The organism is Vibrio sp. MEBiC08052, from assembly GCF_001506075.1.
Lineage (GTDB): Bacteria > Pseudomonadota > Gammaproteobacteria > Enterobacterales > Vibrionaceae > Vibrio.
Window position 1 is genome coordinate 183065 of the sequence record NZ_KQ947476.1, and the last position, 26923, is coordinate 209987.

The window sequence follows — 26923 nt, forward strand, 5'->3', positions numbered from 1 at the left end:
CCCTAACCTATTTGCCTATCTGGCTAATGCCATTCTTTAACTGCTCGTCATAAGCGACAAAATATCGTTGCACCAAGCCAAAATGTTTCTGTGTCGTCATGAGCTGGAGCATTTCTGCTGCGATATCGACATTGGACGTCTCCAGCGATCCCTGAATCACCGAGAAACCATCTTCAACCTGACGATATTCCTGTGCTTGATAAATCCCTTGCCCGACCGAGGTTACCTCCCCGAGCGGCTGATAAAGACTGAGTTTTCCGAGACTCTGCTGCCCGCGCATGAATGTACCGTCACGGCGAATTTCAACATTCTCATCCCCGATAAAAAGCGTCCCGCGCTCTCCCACAATTCTTGCGCCGGTTGCGGCACTCACCAAATAGCCCTCGTGGTCAATGGCAAGGCTGCCATTGCGGGTAAATTGTTTTTTGCCCTGAGCATCATCAAGGGCAAGAAAACCATTACCCGTCACCGCCAAATCTAAGTTCCTGCCGGTTTTGATTAAGTGTCCGTCGCTGAAATTAAATGATTGTCGCCTCTCTGCTCCGGCCACTGTCCCTGTTTCACTCAGTGGTCGCTCTGCCGGAAAGGATGCCAACTGCGCTTTAAAGCCGGTACTGTTGACATTGGCAACGTTATGACTCACCACATTAATCTTTTGGGTATCTTCGCGCATCGCCTGAGAGACAATCTCGATCGGATCAACCATGACTTTCCTCCAACATTGTTGCCTGTATTTGTGCCCGGATAACATCAAAGGAACTGACCTTGACCGTCATCGGAATTTCAGTCATCGATAAAATCACGAGTCTGGGCAAGATTCGGCGGGTGAGGTGTTTTAAGCGCCGACGAATCACCGGAGAACACATCATGATCGGCATCTGACCTGACGACATCATACGCTCGGCACACTGACCGATAGCGTTGAGGAGCTTTTCTTTCCCCGCAGGTTCAATAGAAAATGCGGACATTCGCTCCGGTGCATTGACCGTTGAAATCAGCAAACGCTCTAAGTTCGGTTCCAGAGTCAGTACTTCTAACAGACCATTGCGGTTGATCAGCGTCTGACAGATTGAAGCCCCTAATCGCTGTCTGATTTCATCGGCGATCTCTTCACTTTTCTTGCTTTTTTTGCTGACATCCGCCATCACTTCAAGAATCAGTTCCATATTCCTGATCGAGACATTTTCTTCGAGCAACAGCTGAAATACCCGCTGTATTTCTGTCAATGTCAGCAAGTTCGGCACAATTTCTTCGACAAGACCGCTACAGGTTGATTTATTTCGTTCCAGTATTTTTTCAACTTCACGGCGAGTCAGTAACTGACTGGTATGGGTGCGAATGACTTCTCCAAGATGGGTCATTAACATCGTCTGCCAATCGACGATGGTGTAGTTGGCTGCCTTCGCCATCTGGATGCGTTCTTCCGGGATCCAGAAGGCGGGCAAACCATAAGTCGGCTCGGTGGTTTTCTCGCCTTCTAATTCGATTTTGGTCTGCGTACCGACAATCGCTAACTGGTATCCCGGCTTAATCTGTCCGCTGCCAAGTCGAACGCCGTAAAGGTAGATCTCATACGCATCACTCTCGAGGCCGGAATAGCTGGTGACGACTTTCACGGCAGGAATAATAAAACCGGACTCAATGGCATACTGCTTACGGAAGTTCTGAACGCGCTCGGAAAGCACCTGTTTAACGTCTTCAACAATCTCATGTAACTGGGCACCAAGACGAACTTCGATGGGGTGGATAATCAGATCCTGATAAATGGTTTCTTTCTCTGCATGAGCGGCCTGATTTTCGGCCGTCAGTTCACCAGATACACGCTCTTCTTCATTGTTTTTCTTGTCGATATTACGGAATGAATAAAACAACAATGCCAGAACAGCGACCAACGCAACCGCCAGGGCACTGGTTGGCAGATCGGGCAAAAACATCAGAAACATCAGACAAACCGCTAAGATCATCAATGTGACAGGATGAGCGGTAATCTGCTCAACAACTTCATGACCGAGTTTGGAATCCGTTGCTGCGCGCGTAATAATGATCCCGGTTGCCGTGGCGATAATCAGTGACGGAATCTGAGTGACGATGCCATCACCAACCGTCAGTAACGTATAAGTATGTAGCGCCCGATCCCAGCTCATATCATGCTGACCGACGCCCATGGTCAGGCCGGCAATAATATCGACAAAAATAATGATAATCCCCGCAACGGCATCACCTTTGACAAACTTCGTCGCCCCATCCATCGCACCGTAGAAATTGGCTTCTTGTTGTATTTCTTCCCGCTTTCTCTTCGCTTCTTCTTCGCTGAGGACACCGATATTCAAATCTGCATCAATGCTCATTTGTTTGCCCGGCATACTATCGAGGGTAAAACGAGCCGCAACTTCAGCAACACGCTGAGCACCGGAGGTGACAACAACATACTGAACAATGATCAAAATAACGAAAACAACGACCCCGACGACATAATTACCACCAACAACATATTCACCGATCGCACCAATCACTTTGCCCGCTCTGGCTTCATCAAGAATTAATCGGGTTGCGGAGATATTCAGCGCTAACCGGAACAGTGTCGTAATCAACAAAATAGAGGGAAATGTAGAAAAACTCAGTGGTTTATCGGAATAGAACGTCAGCAGTAGGATCAACAGTGAAGACAGCACATTGCAAATCGACAGAAAATCCAATACCACCGGAGGTAATGGTGTAAACAGAACAGCAAGAATACCGATTGTGAGCAACACAATCAGTAAATCACTGGCACTGCCAAGCTTGGGTTTAATTGTTTGCAATAACATCACTGAGTGTTCCTCTGCTCACGCCATAACGCACGGTACAAGCTGGCAACAGCATCATAATGTTCAGCAGAAATTGGCTGACCGATTTTGCAGTGCTTATAAATCGAACGGGTCAATGCCGGTGAGCGCTGGATCGGTACGGAATACTTGCGTCCCTGTTGACGAATCAAAGATGCAAAAAATCCTCGTCCACTGGCTAACAGCACAGGCGCAACCATTTCATGTGGCTGATATTTAAGGGCAACTGCAAAATGGGTTGGGTTCGTAATAATGATGTCTGCATCTTTGACTTTCGCTAACCCGCCCAAACGCCTTAATAACTCAAGCTGAGCCGTTTTTCTTTTGCTCTTTAATCCGGGGTCACCTTCTCGTTTTTTGTATTCGTCTTTGACTTCCTGAACTGACATCTTCATTTGCTGGATATAAGAACGCTTAACAAAAATCAGATCGGCAATCGCAAATAAGAGCAAGACACCCCCGAACAGCAAGCCCACATTCAATAACAGCCGGAGGATCGCATGGGTGTAATGACTGGGTTCAACGTGTCGGAGCGCGACCGTTTTCTCGTATATATCATTCCACTGCCACCATACCACGCAAGCCACTGCTGACAGCTTCAGCAAGGTTTTGACAATTTCAAACAGGATTCTTTTGGAAAAAAGCTTTTTCAGATTGGTGATCGGATTCAGACGTTTAATATCAAGCTTGAATGGCTCTTTAGCCCAGATGAAACCAATTTGGCATACGGTATTCACCACATTGAGCATTAAGGCCAAAAACAAAACCGGAAGAATAATGACGAATCCATGAGAGAGAACTTCCCATGCCCATGATGTTAAATATTCACCATTGACCGTGCCGTATTGTCCGACAGAGAAAAGAGAAAAGTCGAAAATACGCTTGATTTCGTCGCTTACCCAGCCGGAAACGGCATATCCAATCGGCAGGAACATCAGTACACTCATCATGCCGGAAAATTCGACACTCTTTGCAACTTGACCTTTCTTTTTCGCTTCACTGAGCTTAAATGGTGTCGGTTGTTCCGACTTGTTCTGATCTTGCCCCGACATGACTAGATCCCCTCGATAAATGAGGTCGTTTTATAGACCAGATCAGTCAATAGAGGCATCGAGGTTTTTATTGTGAATGCCATCAGCATCACGCCGCAAAATATTTTGAGTGGTAACGTAACAAAATAAACATTCATCTGTGGCATCGATTTGGACACAAGACCAATGACAAAGTCGGTTAAAAACAAAGCAGAGAATACGGGAATGAATATCATCATCGCCATGACAAATGTTCCTCCCAGATAAGCAATGAACTTCCCGGGATCAATCACGATATCTAAACTTCCCAAAGGGATAAACTGAATGCTTAAACCAATTAAGCGGACCATTTCCGTATGGAGATTGAATGACACAAATAGTGTAATCACCCCAATAGAGAGCAGATTGCCAAAAATAGAACCACTCTGACCGGAAAATGGATTAAATACATTCACGGCTGCAAATCCCATATGAACATCGACCGCTTTGCCCACAAAATCTATCGCTCCATAAACAATTGCCAAACCAAAAATAAATACACAACCAATGATTAATTCCGAAAAAATAAGTACGACCAATCGGCCATCTGCCGGATAGGTATGCGGGGTATCCGAAAATAATACTGACAACAACATCATGAGGATGACTCGAACCATGCGTGGAATTCGAGAAAAAGGAGGCAAACCACCCGATATTAACAACGGTGAAAAACGTGCTGCCGATAATACAAATGCGACATCAAACCCCATGGAATTAATCACGACAATACATCTTTTAAAAATGTGCTATTTTTTCTATGTTATTCACTAAAAAATCAACCAATGACAGTAAAATCCATCGCCCCAGAAGCAATAAGGTAATTCCTACAGCAATTAACTTCGGTACGAAAGTGAGCGTCATTTCCTGAATTTGAGTGGCAACTTGAAATAAGCTAACTAGCAAACCGACAAGTAAACAAACCAGTAAAATAGGCGATGAAATAATAGCCGCCTGAATAAGCATGTGAGATAACAAAAATAAAGCACTATCGCTATTCACGTGGTCGATTTTCCACTTTTGACATCAACGCCAATACGGCTTCTTTTAATAATTGATCACGCCCTTCAAGTGGTGAATTTAGAATCGCCTGAATGATTGTATTAGCTTTAGCGTCTTGGCCTTCTTTTCTGAGTAGAATTACTTTCGTAAAGAGTCCAGTGACACAATGACGGTCTAGTTTCAAAGCAACCGATAAATATTGTTTTGCTGTTGGAATATCATCTTTAAGCACATGGGCTAAAGCCATCCCCCCCTGAGACTCTGCGAAATTCGGGTTCAAGTCCAACGCTGCCTTAAACGCGGCTTCACACTGGTTAAATTGATCCAAAAATAAATAACACCATGCAAGACCATGCCAAGTCCCAATATGGGACATCACCTGAGTCGCCCGTTCGAAATACTGAACTGCATCATGATAATGGTGCGCCAATGACAACAATTGTCCTTTCAGCGTCAGTAGTCGCCCGACATTCGGGAACATTTCCAGTGCTGAATCACAATATTGATTTGCTGCGTCAACATCAGTATTGTGTAAGCACACATTCCCCATCGTAATCAGCGCATATAACTGATTTTCATCCAGTTCTAAGGCTTCTCGCCCGACAGTTTCAGCATCCGCCACCAAGCCTTGGTCCAGCAGAACCATACTCAGATAACCGTATGCTTCAGCGTCTTCCGGGTGTAATTTTAAATACTGTTCAAGTAATTGCTGACTCTCAGAAAAACGATCAAGACAATGGAGAGATTTGGCCTGTAGCACAAGTGCCTGTGGCATCTCGTCAATTACATAATCGAAAGAATCAATATAATCGCTCACTGCCTGATACTGTTTTTGCTGTAATAAAACATAGGCATAATCATAAATAGCCCAAGACGGTGTCGGTTTGTTCGCAACAATAGGCTCAAGCCAATCAAATGCTTCCTGATAATGATGGGTTGCAAGCGCAGCATGAATCGCCTGATAGAGACAATGAATATCATCAGAATGTTGACTCGCTGCTTTTATTGCTAAAGGCCATGACGTCTGAAAATCATTCATTTTCAGAGAAATCTCTATCACTTGAGATAACAATAAACTGTTATCTGGATCAAATTCCAAATATTTTTTATAGCGGGTATACTTCTCAGTGGTATTCATAGCAATTAAAACACCGATGATATTTTATTGATGAAAATGCGGAAGCAACCATAGTGTTTTTTTATTCATCAATCAAGTTCTTTGTTGATATATATATTCATATTTTTAAAAATACAACACAACACACAAATTAGTTATATTCCATGAAAAAAACCATGTCAGATTCATGATATAAACGATTGACTTTTCATCAGCCAAACGACATTATTTATTGCTATCTATGCTAATAAAATGAATGCATTACCAGTCTGTAACGTCTCTTGATTATACCAACTGGACGTGTTGCTATTCTCTTCTCAGGATAGAAACCGCCAGCGTGATGCATCCGGAATAGAAGTTATTTTTACATAAATAGAAACAATTCATTTACATAACCTCATTCAAAACGAAATTTTAGCCATAGTTATTTATATTAACTGATGCAATCACCTATTGATTCACGGACGTTAAATATTCGTAAACTAATATTGTGAGTATTCAGATTCGACAGAAGCGTCGATTAACAGATGCTTCAACTTATAGAATACCCCATGAAAACAAATAGGCAATCAATTTAATAAGCAAACCCATTTTCTTTGCTTCGACATCATTACATTCTCAATTCAAGCACTCATGATTGATGAATAAGAACGATGTTGAGGCAAATATTCATTCTCAATACACACGTTGAAAATACAAGGTTAACGATGAATTTAGATTTAAAGATAGCTTTCTATACAACTGTCTCCTCAGGAGAGGAGAACCAGCTATTCGTTTGGTTAATCAGAATGTCTAAACTTATATCCAAAGCAAATATTTCAGATCAAACTGCGATTTGTATTCTGGTCGATGGTCAGGTCTCACTCAAGCCATTACCCCAGTTACCTTGTACGATACATCTGTGTAATATTCACGAACGTCACTGCTATGATAAACATACTATTCGGCTGGCAGCACTCAATGAAGCGTTATCTCCCATATGTACCGCCGCGATATTTATGGGGCTGAATGTTTTACCGGAGAAATCTCTCAATCCTTTTCTGAAACTCTTAAAATCAGATGTCATCGAACAAATCGCACTCTACCCATCACGCATACGGCCCGAGGATATCCAGCCGGAAATGCGGGAAGAGTTCTTCCGACGCCAAGCCATCGCTAAAAATTATTATACGTCCGACCTGCTGGCATTGAATGTCAACCAAACGGGAGGACGATTAGCCTTTTCCCGGACGTTTGATTTACTGAAAAGGATGCAACAGCTCAAAATGAGCGACCAGAATACGGTTGATGATATTTTAAATAAGCTGCTTCCGGGGCGCTTGAATTTCCGCCCCAATGAAGTCTTCACATTATATCCATTGATGATACAACCGGATGATCATACAGCTCGCTCAGAAATGCGTTGTCAGGCAGACAGTGCCAAAGGCGCGATTGTTTTCGATGCTCAGAATCTGCCGTGGAGCTGTGTTAATCAGAGCGCAGCTGAACAAATCTACCCATTTGATTTGTATGCCGACGCCATGCTCAGTGCTGCGGAATGGGTCACACCTGATTTTGTAAAAACCGTGCTCACCAAAGCCTTTATGAATCCAGAATGTCTCTCGCGATACCCGGCTTCACTAGTTCAAGCCGTACAGCAAGACATGCCAGCCGATCATCTTTATCAGATAATTGGTCAACTCAACCAAGAAGGAGCATTTCAGTGAATCCTCCTATAGCAAACAAGCCACTCTGTTCACAACCTTTTACTTTATGGAATATGAAAACCGAAGGATGGCGTGCCTGCTGTAACCGTCATCTGCCGCCACAGAAGCTGGCAGGAAATCCGTGGAACTCAGCCTATCAAAGGGACTTTCGCCGCAGTATGTTTTCGACGGAGACACTACCGGATGAGTGCCATAGTTGCCTGCATTACGGTTACAACTCAGCCATGAAATATGGTGGGGAGTTTAATCCGGAGACATACGACTATCAAACCGGGGCGGTCGTCGGTGATATTGAAGTGATGCAGTATTTTCTGGGCAATAAATGTAACCTTGCCTGTGATACCTGCGATACCGAACACAGTATTATGCACGGCAAGGTTTTTCCTGAACGGAAAATACAGGTTGAAAAAGCAATAGCCGTTGATCAACTGTCTGAAATCTTACTGCACCAACCAAGCTCCGTCGTTGTCTACGGTGGTGAACCATTTATGTACCGTACCCTCAATGACGACATCATCACCATTTTGGAAAACACCAATGCCATTGTGTCAGTGCTGACCAATGGGAGTTATGACATTGTGAAAAATGGTTTCTGGGACGCGATTATAAAGCGATATCCCCAACGAATCTGTATGGTCTTTTCCTTAGACGGTACCAAAGAGCTGAATGAGAAAATCCGTCGCGGTCTTGATCATGATATTTTGGAAAAGAACATTGAACACTGTATCCGGCACCGCCATATACTGCATTTTGTAACCGTTCACGTCACGATCTCAACCATGAACATTGATAATCTCGAAGAGATTTACCAATGGTGGCTAAAGCATATTGCTTATCAGGGCAATCCACAGTTATTTGACTTGTGTGCCGTCGTAAAACCACATGATATGGCCCTCCATAATCTTTCTAAAGATATCCGGATGAAATATGCGGCACGGTTCCGCCATTTCCTCGATACATTTGTGACGGAAAGCCTGAAGAAAATTGAAGTGAACTGGGTCGCAGAAAGCGTAGTGAAATCGTTTCGGGACTTAATCACTGCTTTAGAAGTTGATCATGTACCGGTTGAAATTTATGGCAGTAACTTGAATGTTATTGATGTCAGAGTGATTGATTAAGGAGAAGAAATGTATCCCGTTGTTTTATGCGGTAATCATGCTTACAAAGATCAGTTTCAGGTTTTTGCACATTCATTCCGTAAACATAATCCCGACAGAAAAGCCGTGATGTTCCACACTGGCGACTTTGACCTGTCACTGTTAGAAAAATATCAGATTGACAGCCAAATCGTTGCCCCGCTCGATGGTACATCTGACCGCTTCAATGCAACCCACATGCATGGTGCATTACTTCGTTTGGTCGCTTTTGACTGGCTGGCAGAACACTGGCCGGAACAGACCGCTCTCTACGTTGATCTGGATACACTGGTATGTGGCGATATTGCTCAAGCCGATACCATTGCACTCACTGACGATAAACCACTTGCCGGGATTGGCGAATATCATGCCCTGAGCGAACTGGAAGGCAATGCCCGTTATGCAGAACATCGTCCGCTCTATTGGTTTCAAAGACATCTCAACAATACCTACTTCAACGCAGGTGTGTTGGTGGTTAATCCAAGCGGATTACAACGAAAAGCTACTGCGAAAGGCTATCAATCTATCGCACACTGCTACACATGTAATCAATATAAATGGCCCATGGCCGATCAAGATTGCCTGAACTATCTTGTACCCAACCAAATCCTGCTACCACGGACTCTGAATGCAATGCCCGAGCTGTCGATCTGGTTCCTCGCTGATCGAATTAGTTTTGAACACATTAGTGAAGGGATTCAGGATTCGACAATCTTACATTGGGTGGGGACGATGAAACCCTGGAGCGCTTCCAAGCAGAATAACCACACCGATCCGGACCGACAAATGATGCCACTGGATCGCTATCTGGCAACCTGTGATGAGATCAAAGATGATCTTGATAAAGCTTTCTACCGGACGGTCAAAATTAATACCACGATCTGGAAGTCCGTGCGTAAATAAACATCATCAAAAAGGCCGTTGTGATAGTGATACCACAGCGACCTTCAATCTTTTAACCTGTGCGTCAGAACCACTTACCTAATTTCGGTAAGTAGCTCAACACTATTAGTAAGACATCGAAATTTCAGCTAATGTCTGATTGGCTAAATCAACATATTGCTCATCATCAGAACATTGCTCGATCAGTTGAGTCAGGAGATCAATCGCCTCGTCTTCAAGGTTCATCTCTTTGGCATACTGGGCTTTAGCATACAGTACCGGCGCAAAATCCGGCTTCTCTTGGAGCAGCTTATCCCAGATTTTAACCGCATCTTCATCCTGCCCTAATTCTCTGTGTAACAGGCTGATTTCAAACCGTTCCGCAACAGCCTCGGGCCGAATTTCCAGATATGTACGAAAAGCGACCATTGCGCGCTCAAACAGACCTAAAACGGCATAAACCCGTCCCAACGTTGAAAATGTCCCCACGGGTGCCATCTCCGCCATAACCAGCCGCTTTAAAATCGGTAATGCAATAATGTAATCCTGTTTATCAAAATGATAGTTAGCTAACGCTAACAGTTCATCACTCTCAAACAGGTCATAATAATCATTTCCAAACTGAATCATCATACAACACCAGTTATTATTTTATCGGTCAAAAATCAGGATAAACCATATCCCGGATGAATAGAAATAGATATCGGGTCATACTGTCCCCCCGATTATCCGTGATTAAGCAATTTAAGATCACAGTAACTGGCAAACCGAGAGTAATCACCATTTACACCAAAGACAAATCCAGTCACCACTGCATTTGAGAGTTCCAGTCGGAGCTCAAATTGATTATCAATTTGCATCGTTATACTTCGAGTGACAATCTCTTGTGCCTTAAGTCCCATCATCTCAGGAATGTCTCTCCTGACATGTTTAAAGAGCTGATACTGTCTTAAACAAGAATAAAACTTCCCCAGCCGCCCCGATTTCGGTATCCCTTCATATGCACCAGAGACAAACTGATACGACGAATTCCTGTTAATTTTATGATCCAGTATCTGCTGAAATTCAAACAGCATCGTCTTATCAACCTTGCTCTCTTCCGTGAGGTCAAATGCAAGCAGAGCAAAAAATGGAATCGCGAATAATAAAATCTGATTTTTTTTCTTCACTCATTCCCCCCATTTCATCATGAGTACTACAAAATATGCTAACTACTCGATAATCATACCAACACCCAAAAACATATATGGGCAGAAGAACAAGCAATTCTTTAGTCCTAATGCTGATAACAAACACTGTAATACAACCGGGTTCATAATTACTTTTAGATGTCAAATGAAGAAAACCTTTTCCTAATCCATATTTATTGGTAAATAAAAGCGAAAACACATAGAACAGAAGTACGAGTACATAACTAGCCCTTAAACATCATATCCATCATTTAATGATTTAATCTATTCGTTCATGTTAATTCAACATTCAACTTAACTGACTTTTTCAACGATACCTCTCGCTGTCACCGCACATCGTTTTGTTAATAAAACTCTTTCTGCTTTACTATGAAAGCTAGTGTCTGAAGACGAGAGTTTAGACCAAAGCTTATAGCTATACAGCACATCATTATTTATATTTAAGCTGATATAGTGTTCATCATGATGACCTGTCACTTTCACATCATAAGTCACATTTGATGCGTGGGGGAGCAATCCTTCCTCTTTATAAGAGGACAGACAAATCAAGCCATCCTTTCCTAATTGTCCATGATATATTACTCGATCACCATGTACGATCTTTATCATTGATGATGCACTAACATCCATCAAGAATAGAGCATAATAATCAGGTTGACGGGGATGATAAAACAACCTGATTATAAAGATGCCAATTATAACTATGAATACAGCTCTTAAGTAATGTTTGTATTTCTTCATATTGATGATTGAATTCTATATTGAAGAATTTCTATTTATATACCACTCAACCGGTATTGAACCCAATCTATCCATGATTAAGCAATTTAAGATCACAGTAACTGGCAAACCGAGAGTAATCACCATTTACACCAAAGACAAATCCAGTCACCACTGCATTTGAGAGTTCCAGTCGGAGCTCTATCTTCCTATCAATAAGTATTGTGACATTTTTAATAACAATGTCTTTCGGCTCAAGTCCTTTAATTACATCAATATGCCCACCAACATGTTTCTTGAGTTGATAATTTCTTAAGCAAGAATAAAAACTTCCCAATCGCCCCGATTTCGATATCCCTTCATATGCACCGGAGATAAACTGATACGATGAATTTCTGTCAATTTTATGATCTAGCGTCTGCTGGAATTCAAATAGTATTTTCTTGTCAACCTTACTCTCTTCCATGAAGTCAAATGCAAGCAGAGCAAAAAACGGAATCGCGACAATCAAGCCTAAGATATTTTTTCGTTTCACTTCATTTTCCTATTTTCAATTCATAAAAAGGCGTCTCAGAGGTTATTCCGTTACTAAAACCATATGAGAATTCTCTTGAGTATTTTGATGGACTCAAATCAAAAATTTTCGGTGATACAGAAAATCCCCATCCACTTAAATGCCAGTCCTTAGTCTTCATATTATCTGCATAATCAGTTCTTATTGAGTTCACTGTGTATGAATAATTCCGTAAGGATGAAGAATATGAATAATCTGTTGCCCCCCCATTCAGCGCTCTGTAATGATCATAAGTCGGGTACACTTCAATGCCAAAACTCGCATTTGCACCAGGCTTAAATGTATTGTTACTTAACGCCCCCCCAATTCCTTCGGCACGACCTATCTTAAATTTCCAGTCATTAAAATCAACAGACAAATACCCGCCTTCATAACCAGAAACTCCAGAGTTGAAAGAACCTTTTAGCATGAGTGTGAATTGACCGCTATCTCCAATTTGCCCCAAAACACCAGAGTCATACAAACTGGCTCCCATGGCTCCGAATAGTTCTAATCCTTCCGAGAACTTGTAAGCTGCAGCAGCCATTCCGCGGAAGCGAGTTCCTGCATATAGTGTTAATCCATCAAGTACGCCTTGTCCAATCTGCTGCTCAAGCAGTGGTTTGTCAGCGAAGAAATACTGGTTAGTCCGGGCAATTCGCGCCTGATTTTCCGGATTTATCGGCTTCAGTTGTGGCCCCTCAGGAGGTGTATAATTCAGACGGTCAGCAACCCGGCTACGCATCAAATCAGTGGCACCTCTGAGAGCCAAATCAGCAACTTCCGCTTGACTTAACCCAAGCGGGTTATCCACTGTACACTGCTCACTCCAGTTCCAGCTCCCACTGACGCTGATATCCGATACAGATGGTTTCGGACCTGAGGATGGACTCGCAACAGGTACATTGTGCTCATCCCAAACGAAATTCTTCGGATTCTCGCTCTCAGGAAGAGGGAAAACCTGAGTCACCGGCTCATGACTGTCACGGCGATCATTCTGAGTTCCGGGAGTCGCCGCGACACTGGCTTTCGCTTTCTGAATCGTGCGCTTCTCTTCATCCAACGTCTGAGATGCCTGCGCAGCTTGGCGAGCACGGACAATCGAGTTCCCTAATGCACTACCGAACGCATCAGCAGCGATATTTTCTACCCCTTGCTTACCACCGATGCCCATCCACTGTCTGGCCACATCACTGGTGTAACCACCGGCAAATGATGAGGCAAAATCACTAGCCCATTTTTGCATGCCCTGAGTCTGCTGCCCGATATAGCTTTGAGTCATAGAACCAGCGACACTCGCTGCAAATGATTTCCAGCTAAACTGACTGTGTCCCTCCAGAAGCTGATTCGTCATATAGTTACTACCGATCTGAACCGCAGAACGCGTGGCAATTTGTCCGACAACGGTATCGGAAAGCGTCGATGTTTCAGAGAGGATATTCGCCAAATATCCAGCAGCTCCGGCAAGTGCCCCCCGAGCCCCGGCCTTAAAAACAGCGCCGGCATCAAAACCATTTTGCACACCTAATGCCATACTAACCAGCTGTCCGGCGGCATTCCCTGCGGCCGAACCAGCGGCCGTCGCTGCAATTGTGGTCCCAACTCCCCAGCTCGCGGCACCTGTTCCCGCAGCAGTAGCTCCAGCACCGGCACCAGCACTTCCGGCACTTGCAGCCATCGCTGAACCAACACCTTGCGTAACAACAACCGCAACAACAATGACAACTATCGTCACGATCATAGTTGCACAGCCATGGTTGCTTGGTGGTGGAACATAAACCGCTTCGGCATCGGTTTTACCGACGGCATCGGCAGGGTTATACGGTTTAAAGGTCTGGTCGCTGTTGTGAACATTATTGTTCACCGTCGGGATACTCAGGCTCATCCCTTCTTGCAACGCAATGGTCGGATCCAGTGCGTTTGCATCAGCAATCAGATACCAAAGCCCCGCATCCCCCCACAGTTTCTGGGCAATACTTTGCAACGAATCCCCGTTTGCGACGGCATAAACGCCCGGAGAGGATTGCTGCATTTTGGTACTGTTTACCACATGACTGCTGAAATTGGTTGGCGACAATGTGCCGCTTTTCCCTAATTCTCGGGTATTGGCATAATAGAAATCTTCGACCTTATCCGCGTCTTTGCGGAACAAGACCTGACCATCTCGATTATTGAACAGCATCCGGTCATAACCGGCCGCTCTGGCGTTGGAGCCCCGAACATACATCAGCTCGCCGAAATTATCGAAATAAGAATGGGTATTATTCGGATGCCAGTTGCTGCGTGTCGTGGTCATACTGGCACTCATCTGCTGTGCCCCGGTGCCGAAGAAATATGACTTGGTATGCACCTCAGTATAATCAACAACGTCTCTCACACCTTTATTAATAATATTGGTGTTGAGTCGGAAAACGTTAACCGTATATTTCTGAATATTACCGGTCGGATCGTAGTTATTGTAAATAACTTCACTTGCTTTACGCAGCACCGTACTGTGATAAGAACGGACGATGACTCTATCGTAAATCGGCTTCGGTGGTGTCGTAGAACCACCGTAACCCGGTTTCGAAGCCCCCCCGCCATATCGACTATGACTACTTCCCGACGATCTTGAACCATACCCGGGCCTTGGTCGAAGAACGACTTTTTCCTGAATCAGATCTTTCAGGTGATAGTTAGTTTGTTTACTCAGTATGGAACCATTGCCCCACTGATACTCGCTCCGGCCAATCTCATCGCCCCGTTTGACATGGCTGTTGGTTTCGCCATTGGATATCGCATAGCGATGTTCTGCGGTCAACCGTCCCAAATGATCATACTGCCGATACGACTGTCGATAAGTCGCCACCGATGTCGATGCCGAAGCTGCATTATTAACTTTCGACGATGTACTAATTAAGCCGGAACTTAACAGATAGCTGAATTGTTCATGATTGTACTTACCGCCACTGCGTGTGATCTCTCGCACCCGGCGATCCAAATTATCATAAATAAACTGCTGAGTGCCTTCTTTATACCCCCCGGTAATACTGGCTGCATCCGCCATCACGATTCGGTTCGCCGCATCGTAGGTATAGTAATAGTCTTTGACTTCCCGGGCGCCGGATGTACCGGCTTTCAATACATCGGCATGAATGCGACGACGGTTTCCGACTTCATCATAAAAATATTGCAGATTTTTGAGCCCGGAGGTGTTGGTCTGCCGTTGATAGATGGTCGGATATTTGCCATAGACCAGCTTCGTGGTATCCGTAACTTTTAAGGTATAAGCCTGTTGTGGTGACTGAACGCTAACTAACTGTCCGCGAGCATTGTAGCTGTAGGTGGTTGCCCGTTTGAAACCATAAGCAAAAGATTCCGAGGTATTGGTGGTTTGGTTACCGTAACGTGATGAAGCAACCTGTTTGAGGTTACGGGTAAAATTGCGCTGTGAGCTGTGAGTCTCTTGTGTACGGTTACCCATCTTGTCGTAGTCATAACTACTGATTTCTGAACGGTATAGATTGCTGACACTGACAACATGCTGGTTTCGCTTCAGAGCCGTCCAGTTGGATAACTGTTCTGCCAGCGCCGCCCACCCCTGTGTCCCGGTTCTCTGGACCGATTTTAAGGCGCCGTTATTCCAATAGGTGTAGGTATTGACATTATCGCCATTGGTCTCTTTTACAACCTGTTTGTGAGCATTAAGTTGTATTTTGGTAATCCGGCCACTGAGGTCACGTTGTTGCACGATATTACCGTAATCGTCGTACCACCATTGTATGTAACGGCCATCAGCATGGGTCTCTTTGATTTTACGATTTTGCTGATCGAATTCGTAACGGGTGACCACATGCTCCAAATTACGCTTCGCAATGACGTTGCCGCTGGCATCATACACGGTGTAAAGCGTATTGGTGCCGTTTTCATTACTGACCCCCGTCCCTTGAATATCCTTAATTCGACGGCCAGCCTGATCATATTCATAACGATGTACCGGCACTGATAATGAAAAATAAGCCACCCCAGGAGCTACATTCCAGATTTCACCCTGACTGGTAATCAGGCCTCGTTTGTTATAAGTGCTCATTATCACATTGCCGAGCGCATTTTTGGTATAGGTACGGTTACCAAAACTATCATAGCGATATTGCGTAAGTGCGCCGACACCATTACGTTCCCATACCAGCAATCCGGCACTGTCATAGGTGCGGGTGGCCACATGCTGCCGACCATCTACCGAACGGACAACATTCCCAAGTTTGTCATAATCGTAGGTCTGAATAACGGCCTTACTTTGCACCTGACCGTTGCTGGTGACGATATCGACTTGCGGTAGCTGCTCCCAGACGACTTGGTTATTAATGTTATACCGCTGATTGGTGATACCGCCGAGTGCATTGACACTCCGGATGACATTCCCCCACCGATCAACCGTCTGATGAATGACAGGTTGTTGACCGGCTTTATGTTCCGGTAATTGACTCTGCAATAAAAAGCCGAACCGGTTGTATGTCGAATAAGTTTTCCAGTCGTCTCCCGCACCGCTGCCACCGGCTGCGATCTGATAGGTATTTCTGCCCAATAAATCATAAGCTTGGGAAACAACATCACCATTTTGCTGAACTTTTCTGACCAGATACCCGGATTTGTTGTACGAATAGGTATAGAGCGTTTGGCCATTTTTACCAGATTGGGAGACCTCACCGAATGCGTTATAGCGACTTTGCTCGGTGCGACCGTTGACATCGGTCTGAATCTGATTTCCCCGTTTATCGTAGAGATAGCTTTTGGTTAGCCAATAATCATAATCATTGTTTTTACCGGTCCAGAAGTGGAAATCCGTATCGATTTTTACTTTTTCCGATAAGGTTCTGCCCCGCGCATCATAGCTGAAAAATGTCGTGATACCGTCACCATTGGTAATCGCAACCCGGTTACCACGGGCATCCAGTTGATAAGTGGTGTAGAACGACCCCGTCTTCTCAGAGCTATCGATATCATGCTGTCTGACGAGGTCACCATGCAGACTATATTCATATTCGGTTTCATGACGGCCACTGGTTGTCGTTCCAAAACCATTCCAACCATTCGCAACCCAGTGCGCGACACCGCGATGCCGAATCTGGCGACCCAGTGCGTCATAGCTGGTATCGGTACGACCACCTGCGGCATTAATGGTATAGATTACATTTCCCAGCGCATCGTAACCGGTTTGAGTTGTCAGTCGAGTGACGCCGCCACTCTTATTACCATCACTGTAATATTGATAAGGACTGACATCCCAACGGGATTCTTTGGTCTTACGCCCGAGCGCATCATAGTCGTAACCGGTATATCGGTCGAACCCAATGGTCGCATCACCGGCAGCAGGTTTACCGGGCGCAGTTGACGTTGCTGAAACCGAGCGGGAAAGCAGACGAGCATATTCAACTTGCTGGTTTAACTGCCCGAATGCGTTATAGGTATACTGCGTCAGATAACCACTTTCCGTTTTACCGTCGGTCGATAAAACCTCAAACTGAGCCGTTTTTCTACCAACATCATCATAGTAGGTATATTTCTCGGCCCACTGAGTGGCATCAATCCGGGTTCTTTCTTGAATGACCTCACCGAACTCATTGTAAGTATATTGCGTCTCCGAGGCTGCGGTCTTGTTCCCACCGGTCGTGGTATAAATTGAGACGCTATCACCAACCACTCGGGTTACCCGTCCCTGACGGTCAAAGTAACGCGTCAGTGTTCTGTCGTTATTAGCATCCTTGACAATTCTATCGCTCGCCATCTGCTCCGTGATTGCTGTCCCCGCATCAATATTGGCGAGATTAAATCGTTTGGCATAGCGAATCACTTTAACCCGAGCATTCTCTTTGGCATCGTCCAGATACTGATATTCCGTCACAAAGCCGTCGCTATCGATCTCAAACCTGACCCGACCGGTCCGGTCATATACCTTGTAACTGTTCTGCCAGTCCGTCGGTGTGGTTGACCCCATGTTATCTGTCTGGGCGACGGCCAGACCAAAGGCATTGTATGTCACGGTTTTGGTTTGCCGGACACGGCCTTCTCCGGCACTGAAGTAAACCTTGCCGTCACTGGAACTGTAGTATCCCGGTTGTAGAATCTTGGTCTGACGATTGGCAGCATCGTACTGATACTCTGTCGTCCGGGCATCGGACGTGCCAAACCCTTCAATCTGCTTAATGAGGTTACCGTTCCCGTCATAATAAAAACGAGTATCAGGGCGGGCGGTTACAGTTTTCGCTTCACCGTTGGTCAGACGATAAGTGACTGCCGGCGCAAGCTCTCTGACCAGTCGGTTTGATTTGTCATACTCATAATTCCATGTATGACCCTGTTTATTGGTAAAGCTGGTTTTATTGCCGTTCTCATCGTAGGTATAAGATTCGGAATGCCCGAGCGCATCGGTGACTTTGATCAGACGTCCACCCGGATCATATTCATTTACGGTGACCCGATCGCCGGTTTGATCTTGGCTCTTCAACCATTCGGCGACGGTGGATTCATTGCTCCAACTGCCACTGAATTTCACTCCATGTTCAATCAGACGAACCAACTGCCCCTGAGCGTTGTATTGCTTTTCCGTTACATATCCCGATGCATTCATCGTGAAACGTTCACGTCCGGCTTGATCATAAAGGCTGGCAACACTGCGCTGCTGCACTGTTGTCCGGTTCCCGGAATCAACCCGGACAACATGACCGAATGCATCATAATAACGGCGTACCAGCGAATCATCCGTTGTAACACCGGCATTATTACCATAATGAATCGTATCCTGTACACGGCCACGGCTGGTGTAGGTATAATCAGTAATATTGCGCAGACCGCCGGTCGTTTTCCAGATATCAGAACGTGTCAGCTCACCAAATTCGTTATAGGTATACTCAGATTTAAGATTGAGGCCATTTTGTTCGCTCACCTTATGGCCCAGACGATCATAGCTGATATGATGGGTGTTGATATCGCTGTCGCTGACCTTCAGACGTCCGGTCAGTGTTGAATTGACCAACCCACCGTTTAAACCTGTCGTACTGATACGCTGATAATACTGTCTGACTTCACTGACTTGCCCTAGGTTGTCATAAGTGGTTTCACCCACTTCACCCAATGCATTGACCGTATGAGTCAGACGTCCCATCTCATCATAGAAGTAGAGTGTTTTGTGCCCTTCCCCATCGATTTGCTGAATTTTCCGGCCGAGACGATCATACACGGTGGTGAGCGACTCATCGCCTTTTTGAATCTGGGTGACTGAACCAAATTTATCGTATGTGGTAACTTCGGTTCGGTTTCCGGTACTTGTCGTCGTCAGGTGACCGACTTTATCGTATTCAAAGGTCGAAGTGATCCCGTTCGCATTGATGATCGTTTTCAGTTGACCAACTTTATCAAAGTCTTTTCTGACCGAGGTCCGGCCATCTGTACCACCGGCATCTGTCTGGAGCTGACTGATAGCGGTATGTTGATCGATTGTGGCGGTGATACGCTGCTGATATCGGTAGGTCCAAATACGGTTGTTATATTCATTGTAAACCGTTTCTGTGAGTTCGCCTGCCGCGTTCACGGTCGCCCGGACGCGTCCCATACCATCATAATAGGTGTAAGCATGGTGATCAGCAGCCGTCGTGTCGGGGCGAATTTTCGACAAGTCTCCCGACCCGCGAGTGGTCACATCAGTCACTTGACTGTACACGATGGTCTCAACTAACTGGCCCTGAGTGTTGTACTTTTTCTCGGTCAGATAACCGGCTTCATCAATAAAACCGACCTGCTTACCGGTTTTATCGTAGATGAAGAACTGTGTCCGATCACCGCGAGTGGTTTTGAGAATTCGCCCGGCACTATCATATTCGGTGTAACTGACCACTTGACCTGAGCTTTTGCCATTTTGCTCGGCATCGGTCATCGAGACGATATGCCCGACTTTATCGTAAGTATAACTGGTGGTCCGATCCTGACTGCTCTTGAGTGTCGGACGGAACTGACTCAGTGAGGTCTTCGTAACGGTTACACCATTGAACCAGCCCTTAGTGTCCACATGATTCCAGTACACCCGTTTGTACGCGACTTGTCCTGCGACATTATAAACCGTTTCAGTGACCATCCCATCATGGCTGACGACCGCATTCGGTCTGCCCGCTTCATCGTAAAAATAGAATGTTCTTTGTCCGGTCGGGGACTCGCTCATAGCCAGCTGGCCATTGGCGTTATAGAAACGTCGGCTTAAACGATGAATGGTGCCATCACTGGTATCGGTACTGATCAAGCGGCCCGCAGCATCATAAGTCGAAGTCACAACCATGCCTTCAGCATTGGTGACTTTAACGGTATTTCCCTGATATTCGGTGCTGGTACTGTAACCATTGGCATCCGTCACCAGCGTGATTCGCCCTTCATGGTCATAGCTATAACTGGTGATATAATTCGCGTCATCCCTGACGGCTATTTTCTGACGCAATAATCCATATTGGTCATAGACATATTTGGTTCTGACCATCGCACTGTTTGCAACACCATTCCCTTTGGTATCAACTTGTGCATAACCGCGAGTTTCTGTCAGTTGATCCCGTCCGTCATAAAAATAATCGGTCCGACTGGTGGATGCTTTATCTTGAGTGGCTCGCCATTGATCCATCTGCGTCAGTGAGAGTTGATCGGTAACCGCCAGTGAGGAGAGATCATAATTTGCACCGTACTGAATAGTCGCAGCCAGTGTCCCAACAGCATTGTAATGCCGTGATGTAACCCGCCCTTCTGCATCAATGACATAACGCAGGTGCTTTTCACTATCGTAGACATAACGAGAGGTGACGGGAACTGATGTTTTCTTCAGATAAACAGTTTCGCTCACCAGAGACATACCGTCATAGCGCCATTCGGTACGATTGCCTTCTGCATCGACAGACTGAATCCGGTTACCCTGTTCATCATAGGTATATGACACAACATCGTATCCGGCTGTTACATCATGAATCCGGCTCAAATGCCCTTTGGTATCATAGTAATATTGAGTGTCATTTGAGCGGGCAGAAACATTGAAGCTACTGATTTGGGGGGTCACAGCCCGAGTCAGACGTTGCTCTGCATCGAAATAATAGCGCCAGACCCGCCCGCTGCTGTCCTTTAACTGAGTATGATCCTGAGCATAACTGTAATTGAGAACATGATCTGTCCCATCGGTGACTGCCGAGACCCGGCCCTGAGCATCATAGGTAAAACTGATTTTGCTGCCGTCACTCTGGCTGATCATGCTGATGCGGTGCGAATTACCATCATACTGGTAGTTGGTATCAAAGGTTTTGCCTTCCCAGACCGAGCGGACTTGTTTTAAACGCCCTTGACTGTCATAGGAATAATCGGTATCGGTGGTCCAGTGCCCGTCTGCATAAATTTTGATGCTGGATAGCTGACCATCGGCAGCGTAGTCAAAAGACATCCGCTCATTATTACCAAAACGGATCTCCGTCAACTTTCCTTGACTGTACTGATAGGTTCGTTGATTACCATCCGCATCGGTCGAGGAGATTAGGTAACCATCCGCATTATAGACATCCTGTGCACCGGTTTTCCGGTTGGTATAAACATATTGACTGCCTGATTTAACAAACTGCCCGGATTCATCTTCAAAGCCCTGATTCTGGTAGGTTGAACCATGCAGCCGGTATGTCACCCGGCTACCGTCTCCCCGTAATAAAGTCAGGCTTGATTGACTTCTTAATATCAATTGACGCTCAAACCCGAAACGCCAGCCGTTTGCATCGGAGTCACTCCAATCGCCCTGACTGTTATAGGTTCGCTCAGCGACAATATCTAATCCCCGGCCGACTAAAACGTCATCTTCATCGGTTAGCACTAAATTACCAGTGCTGGCATTAACGTAGTAACCGATCCCCCCTTGACGAAGCGAAGCTCGACCATGATTAAAATGGTCTTTCAACATTCTCAGCGATGAATCAGTTAAACCCAGATCAGAACCAAATATTAGCCCAGCCATAATATGAATCCCTATAGTACTGAATCCGCTTGATATACATGACAAGGGAAGCGGACGACAAACGAATTGATTTATAGGGTTATCAAGAGAAAAAATTTTTTGTTAAGCCAATGGAAGAAAAAAATTTCAGATCATCCGTTGATGGACACTCACTGAAAATGTATCCGCATTAATGTTGATACATTTGATATAAGTACAAAGTCGGATACCATAAATATGATTCAATACCTATTTTCTAAACCAGTCACATATTCAGGATGACCATGAACGATAAAACTCTGCTCCCCTTCTATTTAATGCAGAATGTGATTCAACATTATGCATGGGGAAGTACACAATCCATCCACAATCTATTTAATATCCCAAATCCGGAACATTTGCCTCAGGCTGAAATCTGGATGGGGGCCCATCCGGGTGGATGCTCTCAGCTAATTACAGGTAATCAACATTATTCTCTTGCTGAGTTCATTGATCACTATCCATCGTTGTGCTTATCCGCACAAACCCATCAGACTTATGGCGAGTTGCCATTTTTATTCAAAGTTCTCGCTGCGGACAAAGCGCTCTCAATTCAGGTTCATCCATGTAAAGCAGATGCTGAAATAGGATATGCACGTGAGAATCAGCAGCACATCCCACTCCATGCTCCCGAGCGTAACTATAAAGACCCGAACCACAAGCCCGAGTTGGTGTATGCTTTAACCCCTTATCATGCGCTGAATGGGTTCCGTCCGTTAGACGACATTATTCAGACACTGACGAAAATGAATCTTCACCCGATTGAACCGTTGGTCAGGCAACTGCAAGCGGACAGAAGCACAACCGGATTTCAGTCATTCTTTATTCGTTTACTGTCATTGTCCGGGGAACAGAAATCACAGGCAATTGCGGCATTACTGGATTACGCAGCACAACATCAACAAGATGATCCGCTCGCTCAGTTGATTCTCGATTTAGCGCAAGATTATCCCGAAGACATTGGGTTGTTCTCTGCGCTTTTGCTCCATTATGTGATTTTACAACCGGGCGAAGCGATGTATCTGGATGCCAAAACCCCTCACGCCTATCTGAAAGGCACGGGTTTAGAAGTGATGGCCAGTTCAGATAATGTACTCCGCGCAGGGCTTACCCCCAAACACATTGATGTTGAAGAACTGGCGAAATGCACATCCTTCGCACCTAAACCGCAAGAAACTCTGCTGATTGCACCGGAAAAATCTGCGGATGTCTGTCATTATCCGGTTCCGGTCAATGACTTTAAATTCTCAATTTATCCGGCGCCGGATGATATCACCCTCACAACCACCAGCGCAGAAATCGTTTTTGCAATCGATACAGATGTTCACTTACAGCATGAAAGTGGTCTGACGCTGACGCTACACAAAGGTCAGTCCGCGTTTATTCCCGCTTCAGCCCATTCCTATCAAATCAACGCATCCGGTCGGGTTGCAAGAGTGTATAACTAGCCCCCACACATGTCTTAATCGCATCTTCTCTGGCATCTGTCTGATGCCAGGTCACCCAGAGCCATCAGTAAAAAAATCAACGAATTGAGAATTATTTTGCTCATGCCAAACGATTGCGCGAGCTTTTTAGTGATTAATTCGCTAGAATGTGCGCCACAAAATTTGACATCTATTTCGTTCAATCAACTCTGTGAATTTGAGGAAGAAGGAAGCATGAATAACGCTCGACCCATTCGCCGTGCGCTTATCAGCGTATCAGACAAAACTGGTATTGTAGAATTTGCCAAAGCACTGGCTGACCGTGGCGTTGACATTCTGTCAACCGGTGGCACCGCACGCCTTTTAGCTGAACAAGGTATTTCTGTGACTGAAGTTTCCGACTATACCGGATTCCCTGAAATGATGGATGGTCGTGTCAAAACCCTTCACCCCAAAGTCCATGGCGGAGTTTTAGGACGCCGGGGACAAGATGACGATATCATGGCTCAACATGGTATCCAGCCCATCGACATGGTGGTTGTTAACTTGTATCCGTTTGCTGCTACCGTAGCCAAAGCAGACTGTTCGCTGGCTGACGCGGTTGAAAATATTGATATTGGCGGCCCGACAATGGTGCGTTCGGCAGCGAAAAACCATAAAGATGTCACGATCATCGTCAATGCCTCTGATTACCAACGCGTGATTACAGAAATGGATACAAACAGCAATTCACTCACGCTGGAAACACGCTTTGATCTCGCAATTGCAGCCTTTGAACATACTGCGGCTTACGACGGCATGATCGCCAACTACTTCGGTAAAATGGTTCCTTCTTATGGTGAAAACAAAGAAGGTGACGCCGATTCGAAGTTCCCCCGGACGTTCAACATGCAGTTCGAGAAAAAGCAAGACATGCGTTACGGTGAGAACAGTCACCAGTCTGCCGCGTTTTATGTTGAAAGCCAGCCGCAAGAAGCGTCTGTCGCGACTGCTCGCCAGATTCAGGGGAAAGCCCTCTCCTACAACAATATTGCCGATACGGATGCAGCATTGGAATGTGTTAAAGAGTTCTCCGAACCGGCTTGTGTGATCGTCAAACACGCCAACCCATGCGGTGTTGCTTTAGGTGAATCGGTTCTTGAAGCCTATAACCGCGCTTATCAGACCGATCCAACCTCTGCGTTTGGCGGGATTATCGCATTCAACCGTGAACTGGATGCCGCCACGGCACAAGCGATTGTCGAACGTCAGTTTGTGGAAGTAATTATTGCCCCGACTGTGACTGACGATGCGATCGCTGCCGTCGCAGCGAAGAAAAATGTCCGCTTGTTGGTCTGTGGTCAATGGCAAGATAAAACCACCGGTTATGACTTTAAACGCGTCAATGGCGGATTGCTGGTTCAGGATCGTGATCAGGGCATGGTCGGCATTGATGATTTGACAATCGTCTCAAAGCGCCAACCTTCCGAAACTGAGCTGAAAGATGCGTTGTTCTGCTGGAAAGTAGCCAAGTATGTCAAATCAAATGCGATTGTCTACGCGAAAGGTGACATGACTATCGGTGTCGGTGCCGGGCAAATGAGCCGCGTTTACTCTGCGAAAATTGCCGGGATTAAAGCCGCTGACGAAAATCTGAAAGTCGAAGGAACCGTGATGGCTTCCGACGCATTTTTCCCGTTCCGTGACGGTATCGATGCCGCTGCAGAAGCTGGTGTCACTTGTGTCATTCAGCCGGGGGGCTCAATGCGTGATGATGAAGTCATTGCTGCCGCAGATGAACATGGTATGGCGATGATTTTCACGGGTATGCGTCATTTCAGACACTAAATCCGAGTAAGTGCCCGAGGTCAGGGCACTGAATCTCTTATTCTAAACGTGCTGCCTTTGATTGAGGCAAACAACTTGAACACAGGAATTCATCTTTATGAACGTACTTGTTATCGGTTCTGGTGGACGTGAACATGCACTCTCCTGGAAAATCGCGCAAAACCCACGGGTCGAAACTATCTTTGTCGCTCCCGGTAATGCAGGAACCGCGCTGGAGAAAAAAGTAAAAAATGTCAGTATTGACGTTGAAGATATTAATGGCTTGGTTGCTTTCGCACAGAAAAATGCGATCGACTTAACCATTGTTGGCCCTGAAGCACCATTAGTCATTGGTGTTGTTGATGCCTTCCGTGCTGCCGACCTGCCGATTTTTGGCCCAACAAAAGGCGCGGCACAGCTCGAAGGCTCAAAAGCCTTTACCAAAGATTTTCTGGCACGCCATCAGATTCCGACGGCTGATTATGCCAACTTCACCGAAATAGAGCCGGCACTGGCTTATGTTCGGGAAAAAGGTGCACCTATCGTCGTCAAAGCCGATGGCCTCGCAGCCGGGAAAGGCGTGATCGTTGCCATGACCCTGCAAGAAGCAGAAGATGCGATTCAAGATATGCTGGCTGGTAATGCCTTTGGCAATGCGGGAAGCCGGGTTGTGATCGAAGAATTTCTGGAAGGCGAAGAAGCCAGCTTCATTGTGATGGTTGACGGTAAGAACGTATTGCCGATGGCGACCAGTCAGGATCACAAACGGGTTGGCGATAAAGATACCGGGCCAAACACTGGTGGTATGGGTGCGTACTCTCCGGCCCCGGTCGTCACTCAAGAGATTCATAACCGCATCATGGAACAGGTTATCTATCCGACCGTTGAAGGTATGGCGGCAGAAGGCCACCCATACACCGGATTTCTATATGCCGGCCTGATGATCGACACGCAAGGGAATCCTAAAGTCATTGAGTACAACTGCCGCTTTGGTGATCCTGAAACACAACCGATCATGATGCGTCTTCAGTCAGATTTAGTTGAACTTTGCCAGACCGCAATTGCAGGCAAACTCGATCAGGCCGAATCCAAATGGGATTCTCGCGCATCGATTGGGATTGTTTTAGCTGCGGGTGGCTACCCCGGTGATTACAACAAAGGTGATGTCATTTCAGGCTTGCCGCAAACCGACACGGAAGGTGAAAAAGTCTTCCATGCCGGCACAAGCGAAAAAGATGGCCAGGTGGTCACCAATGGCGGCCGCGTCCTGTGTGCAACCGCACTAGGCAACACGGTCTCCGAGGCTCAGCAGCGTGCTTATGAATTAGCCAAGCAGATTCAATGGGATGGTGTTTTCTACCGCAGTGACATCGGCTACCGCGCGATTGCCCGGGAGCAGCAATAATCACATCCACACCGAGAGAATCATCAATACCACTCGGTGGTGACAATCATTGATCCATTCTGACCACCGCCC

17 protein-coding genes are annotated in these 26923 nt (G+C 45.7%); 6 read left to right on the plus strand and 11 right to left on the minus strand.

The annotated features are described in order from the left end of the window. Positions 1-7: 7 nt before the first annotated feature. The 6 genes from VRK_RS18310 to VRK_RS18335 are packed head-to-tail and all read right to left on the minus strand — an operon-like array spanning position 8 to position 6032. On the minus strand, positions 8-706 hold the full coding sequence (locus tag VRK_RS18310; RefSeq protein WP_059122945.1) for a flagellar hook basal-body protein: 699 nt from the start codon (positions 704-706) through the stop codon (positions 8-10). Then, complete coding sequence (locus VRK_RS18315) at positions 699-2807, minus strand: flagellar biosynthesis protein FlhA (protein ID WP_059122946.1); 2109 nt, start codon at positions 2805-2807, stop codon at positions 699-701. The genes VRK_RS18310 and VRK_RS18315 overlap by 8 nt, the downstream gene beginning before the upstream one ends. Then, complete coding sequence (locus VRK_RS18320) at positions 2807-3877, minus strand: EscU/YscU/HrcU family type III secretion system export apparatus switch protein (RefSeq protein ID WP_059122947.1); 1071 nt, start codon at positions 3875-3877, stop codon at positions 2807-2809. The genes VRK_RS18315 and VRK_RS18320 overlap by 1 nt, the downstream gene beginning before the upstream one ends. 2 nt (positions 3878-3879) lie before the next feature. Beyond that, positions 3880-4617, minus strand: a complete 738-nt coding sequence (locus VRK_RS18325) for a flagellar biosynthetic protein FliR (protein ID WP_157372021.1) — start codon at positions 4615-4617, stop codon at positions 3880-3882. A gap of 13 nt (positions 4618-4630) precedes the next feature. Continuing rightward, the gene (locus tag VRK_RS18330) at positions 4631-4894 is read right to left on the minus strand and encodes a flagellar biosynthetic protein FliQ (RefSeq protein WP_059122949.1); all 264 of its coding nucleotides are present in this window, start codon (positions 4892-4894) and stop codon (positions 4631-4633) included. Beyond that, a complete protein-coding gene (locus VRK_RS18335; RefSeq protein ID WP_059122950.1) occupies positions 4887-6032 on the minus strand; it encodes a tetratricopeptide repeat protein in 1146 nt (381 codons plus the stop codon). The genes VRK_RS18330 and VRK_RS18335 overlap by 8 nt, the downstream gene beginning before the upstream one ends. 767 nt (positions 6033-6799) lie before the next feature. Here VRK_RS18335 and VRK_RS18340 point away from each other — a divergent pair. From VRK_RS18340 to VRK_RS18350, 3 genes are read left to right on the plus strand one after another with little or no spacing between them, the layout of a single operon-like run. Then, entirely contained in the window at positions 6800-7717 is a 918-nt protein-coding gene (locus tag VRK_RS18340; RefSeq protein ID WP_059122951.1) for a hypothetical protein, read from the plus strand. Beyond that, positions 7714-8835, plus strand: a complete 1122-nt coding sequence (locus VRK_RS18345) for a radical SAM protein (protein WP_197413182.1) — start codon at positions 7714-7716, stop codon at positions 8833-8835. Before VRK_RS18340 ends, VRK_RS18345 begins: the two co-directional genes overlap by 4 nt. A gap of 9 nt (positions 8836-8844) precedes the next feature. Next, the gene (locus VRK_RS18350) at positions 8845-9756 is read left to right on the plus strand and encodes a glycosyltransferase family 8 protein (protein ID WP_059122953.1); all 912 of its coding nucleotides are present in this window, start codon (positions 8845-8847) and stop codon (positions 9754-9756) included. A gap of 105 nt (positions 9757-9861) precedes the next feature. Here the strand turns inward: VRK_RS18350 and VRK_RS18355 are convergent, their stop codons facing one another. From VRK_RS18355 to VRK_RS18375, 5 genes are all read right to left on the minus strand, one after another. Further along, the gene (locus VRK_RS18355; protein ID WP_157372023.1) at positions 9862-10368 is read right to left on the minus strand and encodes a tetratricopeptide repeat protein; all 507 of its coding nucleotides are present in this window, start codon (positions 10366-10368) and stop codon (positions 9862-9864) included. A gap of 92 nt (positions 10369-10460) precedes the next feature. Continuing rightward, positions 10461-10904, minus strand: coding sequence for a hypothetical protein (locus tag VRK_RS18360; RefSeq protein ID WP_059122955.1), 444 nt, complete (start codon positions 10902-10904; stop codon positions 10461-10463). Positions 10905-11219: 315 nt separating this feature from the next. Beyond that, the gene (locus VRK_RS18365; RefSeq protein WP_231735827.1) at positions 11220-11534 is read right to left on the minus strand and encodes a hypothetical protein; all 315 of its coding nucleotides are present in this window, start codon (positions 11532-11534) and stop codon (positions 11220-11222) included. Between the two features lie 199 nt (positions 11535-11733). After that, positions 11734-12180, minus strand: a complete 447-nt coding sequence (locus VRK_RS18370; RefSeq protein WP_059122957.1) for a hypothetical protein — start codon at positions 12178-12180, stop codon at positions 11734-11736. Between the two features lies 1 nt (position 12181). Beyond that, positions 12182-22195 (minus strand): DUF6531 domain-containing protein, encoded by a 10014-nt coding sequence (locus tag VRK_RS18375; protein ID WP_059122958.1) that lies wholly within the window; start codon positions 22193-22195, stop codon positions 12182-12184. A 263-nt stretch (positions 22196-22458) separates the two neighbouring features. On the opposite strand from VRK_RS18375, the gene manA reads away from it, so the two are divergent. The 3 genes from manA to purD all read left to right on the plus strand — a co-directional run bounded on the left by manA (position 22459) and on the right by purD (position 26851). Then, positions 22459-23661 carry a mannose-6-phosphate isomerase, class I gene (gene manA, locus VRK_RS18380; RefSeq protein ID WP_059122959.1) on the plus strand — a complete coding sequence of 401 codons (1203 nt, stop codon included), beginning with the start codon at positions 22459-22461 and terminating at the stop codon, positions 23659-23661. A gap of 213 nt (positions 23662-23874) precedes the next feature. Then, positions 23875-25467, plus strand: coding sequence for a bifunctional phosphoribosylaminoimidazolecarboxamide formyltransferase/IMP cyclohydrolase (gene purH, locus VRK_RS18385; protein WP_059122960.1), 1593 nt, complete (start codon positions 23875-23877; stop codon positions 25465-25467). A 97-nt stretch (positions 25468-25564) separates the two neighbouring features. After that, positions 25565-26851 carry a phosphoribosylamine--glycine ligase gene (gene purD, locus VRK_RS18390; protein ID WP_059122961.1) on the plus strand — a complete coding sequence of 429 codons (1287 nt, stop codon included), beginning with the start codon at positions 25565-25567 and terminating at the stop codon, positions 26849-26851. Positions 26852-26923 lie beyond the last annotated feature (72 nt).

What these genes read in the sequence shown, in the direction of transcription:
- VRK_RS18310 (WP_059122945.1), bottom strand. Translation starts at nt 706, where the DNA reads ATGGTTGATCCGATCGAGATTGTCTCTCAGGCGATGCGCGAAGATACC.
- VRK_RS18315 (WP_059122946.1), bottom strand. Translation starts at nt 2,807, where the DNA reads ATGTTATTGCAAACAATTAAACCCAAGCTTGGCAGTGCCAGTGATTTA.
- VRK_RS18320 (WP_059122947.1), bottom strand. Translation starts at nt 3,877, where the DNA reads ATGTCGGGGCAAGATCAGAACAAGTCGGAACAACCGACACCATTTAAG.
- VRK_RS18335 (WP_059122950.1), bottom strand. Translation starts at nt 6,032, where the DNA reads ATGAATACCACTGAGAAGTATACCCGCTATAAAAAATATTTGGAATTT.
- VRK_RS18340 (WP_059122951.1), top strand. Translation starts at nt 6,800, where the DNA reads ATGTCTAAACTTATATCCAAAGCAAATATTTCAGATCAAACTGCGATT.
- VRK_RS18350 (WP_059122953.1), top strand. Translation starts at nt 8,845, where the DNA reads ATGTATCCCGTTGTTTTATGCGGTAATCATGCTTACAAAGATCAGTTT.
- VRK_RS18355 (WP_157372023.1), bottom strand. Translation starts at nt 10,368, where the DNA reads ATGATGATTCAGTTTGGAAATGATTATTATGACCTGTTTGAGAGTGAT.
- VRK_RS18365 (WP_231735827.1), bottom strand. Translation starts at nt 11,534, where the DNA reads ATGATAAAGATCGTACATGGTGATCGAGTAATATATCATGGACAATTA.
- VRK_RS18375 (WP_059122958.1), bottom strand. Translation starts at nt 22,195, where the DNA reads ATGGCTGGGCTAATATTTGGTTCTGATCTGGGTTTAACTGATTCATCG.
- manA (WP_059122959.1), top strand. Translation starts at nt 22,459, where the DNA reads ATGAACGATAAAACTCTGCTCCCCTTCTATTTAATGCAGAATGTGATT.
- purH (WP_059122960.1), top strand. Translation starts at nt 23,875, where the DNA reads ATGAATAACGCTCGACCCATTCGCCGTGCGCTTATCAGCGTATCAGAC.
- purD (WP_059122961.1), top strand. Translation starts at nt 25,565, where the DNA reads ATGAACGTACTTGTTATCGGTTCTGGTGGACGTGAACATGCACTCTCC.